This is a genomic window from Streptomyces sp. NPDC031479 (assembly GCF_055581065.1).
Genome location: NZ_JBVIKC010000049.1, coordinates 52,466 through 62,885 on the forward strand (window position 1 = coordinate 52,466; position 10,420 = coordinate 62,885).

A 10,420-nucleotide genomic window follows, 5' to 3' on the forward strand; every position below is an offset into this window, starting at 1 on the left:
CGCCCCACCCGAAGGGAATCACGCCACACCATGAGCACCCCCGCCCGCACCTCCACCCCCACCGACAACAGCCTGTGGATACGCCGGTTCCAGCCGAGGCCGGACGCCGGGGTCCGGCTGGTCTGCCTGCCGCACGCCGGCGGCTCCGCGAGCTTCTACCTCCCCCTGGCCCGGAACATGCCGGACTTCGCCGACGTCCTGTGCGTCCAGTACCCCGGCCGCCAGGACCGTCGGGCCGAGCCCCTCATCGACAACGTCCCGGAACTCGCCGACCGGGTGTTCACCGCACTGCTGCCCTGGGCCGACCGGCCGTTGGCGTTCTTCGGCCACAGCATGGGCGCCTCGGTGGCCTACGAGGTGGCGAGCCGTCTCGAGCGCGAGAAGGGCGTCGTCGCGGCGGCGCTCTTCGCCTCCGGGCGCCGGGCTCCCTCGGCACTCCGGCACGAGACCGTGCACCTGCTCGACGACCGGGGCCTGATCGACGAGGTCAAGAGCCTCAGCGGCACCGACACACAGCTGCTCGGGGACGAGGAGGTGCTCCGGATGATCCTCCCGGCCATCCGCGCCGACTACCGGGCCGCCGAAACCTACGCCCCCGCGCCGGGGGAGCCGTTGAACTGCCCCCTGGTCGCCATGATCGGCAGCGAGGACCCGAAGGTGACCCCGGCGGAGGCGGCGGCCTGGGCCGCGCACACCGAAGGCCCGTTCACCCTGCGGGTCTTCTCCCGGGGGCACTTCTACCTGGTACGCGACCAGGCCGAGGTGGTCCGCACCATGACGGACCACCTCCGCACGTCCGTCACTCCCTGACCCCCTCCGCCCGAGCGCCGGCGCCGGGCGGGAACGGAGCGTTCCGAGACGTGCAGGATGCCCGGCCGCGGCCGTTACCGGTCAGCGCCGGCGGCCGGGCATACCGAGGGGGTGGTCGTGGTTGGCGTGACAGTGACCAGGATTCTCGTGACCGGCGCGACCGGCACCATAGGCAGGCACATCGTCTCCTCGCTGGACGAGGCAGGGCGCCGGGTACGCGCGTTGGTGCGCGACCCGGCCGGGGCGGCGCTCCCCGAAGGGGTGGAGGTCGTGCGCGGGGACCTCTCGTCCCCCGGGACGCTGGAGGCGGCGCTGCGCGACGTGGAGAGCGTCTACCTGATGTGGCCCGGGATCGCGGTGGACCCGCGCGTGGTGGAGGTGATCGCCCGCCACGCCGAGCGGGTCGTGTACCTGTCGACCGATGTGGCCGATCTCGCGGACGGCGAGCCGGCCACCTCCTACCACCAGGAGATCGAGCGGCTGATCAGGAAATCCGGGCTGAGCTGGACGTTCCTGCGGGCCATCGACTTCGCCACGAACACGCTCGGCTGGGCCGACCAGGTCAGGCAGGGGGTCGTCCGCTGGCCGTACGGGCAGGCCTCCAGATCGTTGATCCACGAGCGCGACATCGCGGACGTGGCCGTACGCGTGCTCACCTCGCCCGGGCACGACGGGGCCAGGTACGTGATCACCGGCCCCGAGTCGATCACCCATGCCGAGCAGGTCAGGATCATCGGCGAGGCCGTCGGCCGCCAGGTGCGGTGGGAGGACCTGCCGGTGGAGGTGGCGCGGAGGCAGCTGACGGCGGCCTGGGGGAACGCCGCGTTCGTCGACGCCAGACTGCGGGCGTGGGGGTCGTTCGTGGAGTCGCCCGAGCGGGTGACCGACACCGTGGAACGTGTGCTGGGGAAGCCGGCGCGGACGTTCCGTTCGTGGACCGAGGAACACGCGGACGACTTCCGCTGACCGGCTACCGGGGCGGGCGAGGGTCAGCCGTGGGGATGGCCCGGGTGGTGGCCGGGCCGGTGGCCCGGGTTCCCCTGCCAGGGCTGGTACGCCGGAGCGCCGTGTGCCGCCGGCTGCTGGTAGGGAGCCGGGGCCGGGCGGGCGTTGCGCAGCAGCGTGTCGAAGTGGTCGTACAGGTTGCGGGCCTTGTCGGCCGGGGGAACGTACGCCGTGACGGATCCGTCGGTCCGCTGGACCGTCACCACGACGCCGCCCTGCGGGTCCACTTGATGCCACACCCCGAGGAGGGCGGTCCCCGGAACCCACCCCGGATCGGTCTCCGGACCACCGCCGCGCCACCGGCGCAGCACCGTCCGCCGGTAGCCCGGAATCAGCAGCCCCGGGAGCGTCACCACGACGAACAGGAACAACAGGACGTTGGCGACCACCCCGGCGGTCCAGTGCAGCAGTGCGATGAGCGTGCCGTAGCAGACCGCCACGATGAACACCCACATGCAGGCCGTGACGGCGGCCTCCGGCGCCCCGTTCTTGCGGAGCAGAGTGAACAGCCCCACCGACGCGAGCAGCACCAGTGCGGTGATGCACCCGGCTCCGTCGCCGAAGAGTGTTTCGGCGACGCGGCCGGCGCGCCGGTCCGGTCCGACGACGAAGCCGTGCCTGTGGAACCGGACGTTCATCCGTCCGCCCGGCGTGGCTCTCACGCCCTTGATCTCGTACATGGTGATCACGCTAGCGCCGGCGTTCACCCCGGGGAGGACCGCCCCCCTTCATCTCCGCGCCCATACGGCCCGGTCAGTGGGCGAACAGCGGGGACACGGCGGTGGCCTGACGGTTCCGTCGTGACGCGCGTCAGGGCCTGCCCGCCGGACGGGTCCGGTACAGCACACAGCGGCGGAGCGGCCCCTCGGGCACGCTCGGATCCTCGAAGTCGTCAGCCGGATCGCGGGTCATCCCGACGCGGCGCATCACCGCCCGGGAACGCAGGTTGCCGACGGTCGTCGTCGCGATGATCTCCGGCAGCCCGAGGGTCTCGAAGCCGAAGGCCAGGCAGGCGCGGGCGGCCTCGGTGGCGTAGCCGTTTCCCCACGCCGCGCGCACCAGCCGCCATCCGACGTCCACCCCCGCGAACGGCATGCCCTCGTCCACGGCGTCCAGGCCGGCGCGCCCGAGGAACTCACCGGTTTCCCGGGCTTCGAGTGCCCACCAGCCGAATCCCCGCGCGTCGAAGTCCGCCCGCATGCGGGCCACCACGGCGTCGCTCTGCTTGCGCGTCAGCAGTTCTCCCAGGTGTGCGCGCACTTCGGGGTCGGCGTTCATCGCCGCCCACGGTGCGAGGTCGGATTCCCGCCAGCGGCGGAGTACGAGACGGTCGGTACGCAGCTCTGGCATGCCGGTCAGCAAACGCCATCACGACCAACGTGTCGACCGGATAATCGGTTGCGGCCCGGCGATGCGGTGGATGCAATGGCCCGCACGGTCGCCCGGGTGCGCCCGCAGGGCGGGTCCACGGGAACGCGTACGACGCGGGCGTCGCCATCCTGCGGTCCGGGTGGCCTCGACCGGATCGCCACAGGGAGACACCACCGCATGAACACGCCCCCATCGCCTTCCGCGGCGGTACGGACGGACGGACCACCCGTCCGCATCGGCGCCCTCGTTCCGCTGACCCGGCCCGGCTGGGTGGAGGCGGGGCGGCACCTGCTCGCCGGACTCGAACTGGCCGTGCGCGAGGTCAACGACACCGGCGGCATCTCCGGAAGCCCGCTGGAACTGGTGGTCCGGGACACCGCGGCCGATCCGCGGAGGGCCGCGGCGGCCGTCGACGAACTGGACCGCCTGGGCGTGGCCGCCGTGGCGGGGGAGTACCACAGCGTCGTCGCCCGCACGGCCGCTGCCAGGGCCGACGCCCTCGGCCTGCCGTTCCTCTGCTCGTCGGCGGTACTCGACGCGCTCACCGAACGGCCGACACCATGGGTCGCGCGCCTCGCCCCGGCGCAGTCCCACGGCTGGCGGACCTACGCGGACTTCCTCCTCGCCGCCGGCCACCGCCGCATCGCCGTGGCGGTCGATCCGAGTGTCTACTGGGCGTCCGGGACCCGCATCCTGCGGGACCACCTCGCTCCCCGCGGCGCCGCCGTCATCGGACTCGACATGCGCGAGCTCTCCCCCGGGGCCGTGTGCGACGCACTCGCCGATCACCGGGCGACGGCCCTGCTCCTCCTGGTCGGCCACCCGGAGCCGGCCGTGCCGATCGTCCGGTCCGTCCGCCGCGACCCGCGCCTCGCCGACGTCCTGATCGGCGCCCCGGCCGGACAACCGGAGTTCTCGCAATGGGCGACGCTGCTCGGCTCCGCCGGCGCCGCGATCCCGTTCCTGCGCTACCTGCCCGAGCGCCTGGGCCCACTCGGCGCACGGGTCGGGAAGGCCCTCCGCGAGCAGCTGGCCGAAGCGCCCTCCTTCGTCGCCTTCGAGGGCTACGACACGGTCACCGTCCTCGCCGAGGTGCTGCGCTCCCACGGCCCGGACCGGGCGCGCATCGCCGAATCCTGGCCGCACGTCGCGGTCGAAGGCACCCGGGGGCGGATCCGGTTCTCCCGCACGCCGGACATCAGCGTCTGGCAATGGGCCTGGGCGCCGGTCCAGGTCGTCGACCGGGATCCGGCGGAACCCGCGCGGTTCCGGGTCCTCCACACCGGCTGAGGGACCACGGAGGGGACCGCCGGGCCGCCGTGCGGTCCCGCTTGGCGGGGATTTGGCATTTCCGATGGCGTATCAAAACTCTGCCTCGGGTACCGCCAATCCCGTGCCTCGATATGCCAGAAATGAACCAGTTTATTCCGTGCGTGCGCGGCCCGGCCGCGCACCCCACCACTGCTGCGCCCCCCAGGCCCCTCGAACGGCTGAGGCCCGGTGACCGGTCCGGTGAGCGACCCGGCCCCGCACGCCCCCCGGGCCGGGACGGCCACCCACTGCCCGTACTGCGCCCTCCAGTGCGCCACCCTGATGAGCGCGGCACGGGGCGCCGTCACGGTCGAGCCCGACCCCGGCTTCCCGGTGAACCGCGGCAGCCTCTGCCAGAAGGGGTGGACCGCCGGGGCCCTGCTCGCCGCACCGGACCGCCTCACCACCCCCCTCCTGCGCGACGCCACCGGCAGGCTCGCCGCGACGGACTGGAACCGGGCCCTCGACCACACCGCCGAACGGCTGCGCCGCATCCGCGCCGCCCACGGCCCGGACGCCGTCGCCGTCCTGGGAGGCGGCGGACTCACCAACGAGAAGGCCTACCTCCTGGGCAAGTTCGCCCGTCTGGCGCTCGGCACCGGCCGCGTCGACTACAACGGCCGCTTCTGCATGGCGGCCGCAGCCGTCGCCCAGCGGGCCGCGTTCGGCGTCGACCGGGGCCTGCCCTTCCCCGTCACCGACCTCGACGGGGCCGAGGTCGTCCTGCTCGCCGGAGCAAACCCGGCCGAGACGATGCCGCCCCTGATGCGCCACCTCGAACGCCCCGCCCTGATCGTCATCGACCCCCGGCGCACCCGCACCGCCGCCACCGCCGCCCTGCACCTGCGTCCGGTCCCCGGCACGGACCTGGCCCTCGCCCTCGGCCTGCTCCACCTCGCCGTCAGCGAGGGACTGCTCGACAAGACGTACGTGGCCGAGCGGACCGCCGGCTTCGACGAGACGTGGGCCCGGGCCGGTGCCTGGTGGCCGGAACGGGTCGAGGCCGTCACCGGAGTTCCCGCCGCGGAACTGCGCGCCGCCGTACGGATGCTGGCGGGCGCCGGCCGTGCCTACGTACTGACCGGCCGCGGCGCGGAGCAGCACAGCAAGGGCAGCGACACGGTCGCCGCGTTCGCCAACCTCGCCCTCGCCCTCGGACTGCCCGGCCGCCCGGGCCGCGGCTTCGGCACCCTGACCGGCCAGGGCAACGGCCAGGGCGGCCGCGAAATGGGCCAGAAGGCCGACCAGCTGCCGGGCTACCGCTCGCTGGCGGACCCCGCCGACCGGGCCCACGTCGCCGCCGTCTGGGGCGTCGCACCGGAGCGGCTGCCCGCCCCCGGGCCCGGTGCCTACGAGATCCTCGACGCCATCGGGAGCCCCGGCGGCCCGCGGGCCCTGCTGGTGGCCGGGTGCAATCCGCTGGTCTCCGCGCCCGACGCCGGCCGGGTGGCCGAACGCCTGGCCGCACTGGAGCTGCTGGTGGTCGCGGACTTCGTCCCCTCGGAGACGGCGCTGGCGGCCGACGTGGTCCTGCCGGTCACCCAGTGGGCCGAGGAGGAGGGGACCCTGACCAGCCTGGAGGGACGCGTACTGCGCAGGCGCCGGCTGCTCGACCCACCCGCGGGGGTGCTCCCCGACCTGGAGGTCATCAGGGAGCTGGCCGTACGCCTCGGCGAGCCCGCCGCGCACTACCCCGCCGATCCGCGCACGGTCTTCGAGGAGATCCGCGAGGCCACCCGGGGCGCCCCCGCCGACTACTCCGGGATCGACTACGCCCGCCTCGACGCGGGCGAGGCCCTGTACTGGCCCTGCCCGGAAGGCGGCGGCAGCACCCCGCGGCTGTTCCTCGACCGGTTCGCGCACGCCGACGGCCGGGCCCGGTTCGCGCCCGTCGAGCACCGCGAGGCCGCCGAACGCCCCTGCCGGGACTTCCCCCTGTACGCGACGACCGGCCGGATCCTGGCCCACTACCAATCCGGTGCGCAGACCCGCCGCGTCGGGGAACTGGTCCGGGCCGCCCCGGAGCCCTTCGTCCAGGTCCATCCGGACACGGCCGCACGCGCCGGCCTCGCCGACGGGCAGAGCGCCCGGGTCGTGTCGGCACGTGGCGGTGCGGTGGTACGGGTGCGCTGCGATCCCGACCTGCGGACCGACACCGTCTTCGTGCCCTTCCACTTCGCGGCTGCCGGACGGGCCAACCTGTTCACCCACGCCGCCCTCGACCCCCGCAGCGGCATGCCCGAGTTCAAGGTGTGCGCGGTGCGCCTGGAGGCGGCCCCGTGACCACCACCATGACCACCCCCGCGACCACCCCCGTGATCAATCCCGTGGTCAATTCCGTGATCACCTCCGCGGGGCCGGCCGGACGGCGGGGCGCCGACACCGGACGGCTCCTCGTCGTCGGGTACGGGCCGGCGGCGCACCGCCTCGTCGAACTCCTCGGCCGGGAACGGCCGCACGGTCCGGTCACCGTCATCGGGGCGGAGCCCGAACCGGCCTACAACAGGCCCCTGTTGACGGCCGTACTGGACGGCTCGCTGCCCGCACGCGCCCTGCGGCTGCCGGATCCCCCGCAGGGCACCGTCGTGCGGCTCGGCGTACGGGCCGTGCGGCTCGACCGGCAGCGATGCCTGGTGCACACCGACGACGGGGGCTGCCACCCGTACGACCGGCTCGTCCTGGCGACCGGCGCCGCACCCGTGGTCCCCGACCTGCCCTGGCTCCGCGGACCGGACGGCCGGCCCGCGGACCGGGTCCGTCCGCTGCGGACACTGGCCGACTGCGTCGGCTTCGGCACGCGCGGCACGGCGGGCGCGACCGGCGAGATCGGCGAGATCGGCGCGACGGGCACGGCGGTGGCAGTGGTCGGCGGCGGCGTCCTGGGTGTCGAGGCGGCCCTCGCCCTGCGCCGCCGAGGCCGGCGGGTCACCCTCGTACACCGGGGCCCCTACCCCCTCGACCGCCACCTCGACGCCCGCGGCGGCGAGACGCTCACGGGCCGGCTCCGCACCCTCGACATCGACGTCCGGGCCGGCCGAACCGTCCTGGCCCGCGAACCGGGAGCCCTGGTACTCGACGACGGCGGCCGCGTCGAAGCCGACGAGGTCCTGCTCTGCGTCGGCGCGCGCCCCCGGGTGGGGCTCGCCCGCGCGGCCGGACTCGCCGTCCGGACCGGCATCCTCGTGGACGACCGGCTGCGCACCAGCGCCGTCCGGGTCCACGCCCTCGGCGACTGCGCCGAGTCCCTCGACGGCGGCGCGCACGGCCCCTTCGCCGGCGCCGGACCGACCGGACGGGTGCCCACCGGCGGATTCGCGGCGGCATGGGACCAGGCCGAGACCCTGGCGGTGCTCCTCACCGGCGGCCCGGCCCGGCCCGCCGCCGGCCGGCGGGTGCTGCGCCTGAAGGCGGAGGAACTGGACCTCATGCGCGTCGGCACCCCGGACGGCGCGGAGGAGACCGTCGTACTCGGCGACGGCGCCCGGGGCCGCTACGCGCGGCTGTCCCTGTCCGGCGGCAGGCTCACCGGGGCGGAGCTGATCGGGCTCGGCCGGGCCGCCGCCGACGTGGCGCGGCTCTACGAGGGGGCCGTACCCGTGCCCGCCGACCGGCTGGCGCTGCTCCTGGGCGACACCCCCGCGTACCGGGCCGGTCCACCACCCGGTACGGCCGTGGTGTGCCACTGCAACAACGTCACCGGTGACACGCTGGCCGAAGCCTGGAGGGCCGGGGCACGTACCGTCGACTCCCTCGCGGCCGCCACCCGGGCCGGCACCGGCTGCGGCGGCTGCCGGGACGAGCTGGAGGAACGCTGCGCCGCGTGGGCCCGCGAGGAAACCGGGGCCGGAGCTGCGCGGGGGCCGGCGGACGAAGGCGAACCGCCCCGGGCGGCGCGGGAGGAGAGGGAGGCATGAGTCGGGTGCTCGTCGTCGTCGGCCACGGCATGGTCGGCCACCGGCTGGTGAGGGAAATGCGCGAGCGCGACCGGACGGACGGATGGCGGGTCCTCGTACTGGCCGAGGAGTCCCGGCCCGCCTACGACCGGATCGCCCTGTCCTCCTGCGCCCGCGGCACGGACCCCGGTGAACTGACGCTGGAAGGAGCCGCGTTCACGGACGACGACCGGGTCCGGGCCAGACTCTCCAGCCCGGTGGTACGCCTCGACCGGCCGGCCCGCACCGTGGTCTGCGCCGACGGTACGGAATGCCGCTACGACGCATTGGTGCTGGCCACCGGCGCCAGGCCCTTCGTACCGCCCGTGCCCGGAGCCGACCTGCCGGGCTGCCACGTGTACCGCACCGTCGACGACGTGGCCTCGATCCGGTCGGGGGCCCGGTCCGGAGGGCCCGCGGTGGTGGTCGGAGGCGGCCTCCTCGGACTGGAGGCGGCGGGCGCGCTCGCCGCACTGGGCATGCACCCCCATGTCGTGGAAGCCGCACCGTGGCTGATGGCGGTCCAGCTCGACGAGGGCGGCGGAAAGGTCCTGGGCAGACTCGTCGAAGAGCTCGGCGTGCGCCCCCGGTGCGGGGTCGGACTGCGGTCCGTCGACGCGGGGCCGGACGGCCGGGTCTCCTCGGTGGCCCTCGCCGACGGAGAGGTGATCGAGGCCGAACTGGTGGTGTTCTCCACCGGGGTCCGGCCGCGCGACGAACTCGCCGCCGGAGCCGGGCTGCCCACGGGCGAACGCGGCGGCTTCCTCGTCGACTCCCACTGCCGGACCCCGGATCCACGGGTGTGGGCCGTCGGTGACTGCGCCGCCGTCGAGGGCCGGTGCCACGGCCTGGTGGCCCCCGGATACCGGATGGCGGAGACGGTGGCCCGGCAGTTGTGCGGCGACCCGGGGGAGCCCTTCACCGATCCCGACCTGTCCACCCGGCTCAAGCTGCTGGGCGTCGAGGTGGGCAGCTTCGGCGACGCCCACGCCCGTACGGAGGGAGCGCTGGAGTTCATGCGCAGCGACCGCGGCGGCGCCCGGTACGCGAAGCTGGTCCTGGACGGAGCCACGGGAGTGCTGCTCGGCGGTGTCCTGGCGGGCGACACCGCCCCGTACGCCGCCCTCCACTCCTGCCTCGGCAGCCCCCTCCCCGGCCCCCCGCACCTCCTCCTCGACCCGGTCGCCCGGTGACCCGCCCCCCGTGCGGGGCCGCCGGGCGACGGGAGACCGCCCGTCACCGCCACCGCGTCCCCGTCGACGGCCGCCCCGACCACCAGCGGGCAGTACCGGGCCAGCGAGGCGGGTCCGGACCCCGCGAGGGCCCCGTCGACGAGGGCGAAGCGCACCGACGCCGGGTCCGCGGCGGGTGCCCCGAAGGCCTCGGCCAACCGGTCGGCCAGCAGTGTCGCGGGCCCGCGCCCGTCGACGGCGCGCAGGGCACGGCGTACGCCTTCACGGGCGATCCAGAAGCCGCTCCCGTCGTCACCGGTCAGCCACCCGCAGCCGTCCGCGGTCGCGGCGAGGCGGTGGCCGCGCATCCGGGCGGCGGCCGCACCCGTGCCCGAGATGACCACGAGGCCGTCCGAGTCCGCGACCGCCGCCCGCAGGGTGGAGCCGCCGCCGTCGATCCCCAGCACCAGCGTCATGTCCCGTCTCCCACTCGTCCGGGGCGCGGGAGGCCTCCCGGCCGTCAGCTCCCGCCGCCGTCGCCACGGTAGGGCCGGACCGCCTCCTGGGTGGCCGCCCTCGCCTCGGTCGTGGTGTCGTACGTACGTTGGCCACGGCGACGTAGAGCACATCGAGGACCGCCATCTGCGCGTGGCGGGCCAGGACGGCCTCCGACCTGAGGCCGGTGGCGCGGACCCGGGTCCCGACCATCCGCCCCTCGGCCTCCACGGGGCCTGCTGCGGGGGGGGGGGGGGAGGGGGGGCCCTGAGGGGGGGGGGGGGGGGGGGGGGGGGGGGGGGGGGGGGGGGGGGGGGGGGGGGG

General features: G+C 75.2%; 8 protein-coding genes. 6 read left to right on the plus strand and 2 right to left on the minus strand.

Going from position 1 to position 10,420, the window contains the following annotated elements:
- Positions 1-30 precede the first annotated feature (30 nt).
- Together ACZ5D2_RS34380 and ACZ5D2_RS34385 are read left to right on the plus strand one after the other, a co-directional pair.
- Positions 31-810 (plus strand): thioesterase II family protein, encoded by a 780-nt coding sequence (locus ACZ5D2_RS34380; protein WP_468934895.1) that lies wholly within the window; start codon positions 31-33, stop codon positions 808-810.
- Positions 811-927: 117 nt separating this feature from the next.
- Positions 928-1,776 carry an NmrA family NAD(P)-binding protein gene (locus tag ACZ5D2_RS34385; protein WP_468934898.1) on the plus strand — a complete coding sequence of 283 codons (849 nt, stop codon included), beginning with the start codon at positions 928-930 and terminating at the stop codon, positions 1,774-1,776.
- Between the two features lie 23 nt (positions 1,777-1,799).
- On the opposite strand, the gene ACZ5D2_RS34390 is transcribed toward ACZ5D2_RS34385, so the two are convergent.
- The gene (locus ACZ5D2_RS34390; protein ID WP_468934901.1) at positions 1,800-2,495 is read right to left on the minus strand and encodes a hypothetical protein; all 696 of its coding nucleotides are present in this window, start codon (positions 2,493-2,495) and stop codon (positions 1,800-1,802) included.
- Positions 2,496-2,625: 130 nt separating this feature from the next.
- Complete coding sequence (locus ACZ5D2_RS34395) at positions 2,626-3,165, minus strand: GNAT family N-acetyltransferase (RefSeq protein WP_371674944.1); 540 nt, start codon at positions 3,163-3,165, stop codon at positions 2,626-2,628.
- A 198-nt stretch (positions 3,166-3,363) separates the two neighbouring features.
- On the opposite strand from ACZ5D2_RS34395, the gene ACZ5D2_RS34400 reads away from it, so the two are divergent.
- The 4 genes from ACZ5D2_RS34400 to ACZ5D2_RS34415 all read left to right on the plus strand — a co-directional run bounded on the left by ACZ5D2_RS34400 (position 3,364) and on the right by ACZ5D2_RS34415 (position 9,622).
- Entirely contained in the window at positions 3,364-4,476 is a 1,113-nt protein-coding gene (locus ACZ5D2_RS34400) for an ABC transporter substrate-binding protein (protein ID WP_468934904.1), read from the plus strand.
- A 303-nt stretch (positions 4,477-4,779) separates the two neighbouring features.
- Positions 4,780-6,780, plus strand: coding sequence for a molybdopterin oxidoreductase family protein (locus ACZ5D2_RS34405; RefSeq protein WP_468934913.1), 2,001 nt, complete (start codon positions 4,780-4,782; stop codon positions 6,778-6,780).
- The gene (locus tag ACZ5D2_RS34410; protein WP_468934907.1) at positions 6,777-8,411 is read left to right on the plus strand and encodes an FAD-dependent oxidoreductase; all 1,635 of its coding nucleotides are present in this window, start codon (positions 6,777-6,779) and stop codon (positions 8,409-8,411) included. Before ACZ5D2_RS34405 ends, ACZ5D2_RS34410 begins: the two co-directional genes overlap by 4 nt.
- Positions 8,408-9,622, plus strand: coding sequence for an NAD(P)/FAD-dependent oxidoreductase (locus ACZ5D2_RS34415; RefSeq protein ID WP_468934910.1), 1,215 nt, complete (start codon positions 8,408-8,410; stop codon positions 9,620-9,622). The genes ACZ5D2_RS34410 and ACZ5D2_RS34415 overlap by 4 nt, the downstream gene beginning before the upstream one ends.
- The last annotated feature ends 798 nt before the right edge of the window (positions 9,623-10,420 follow it).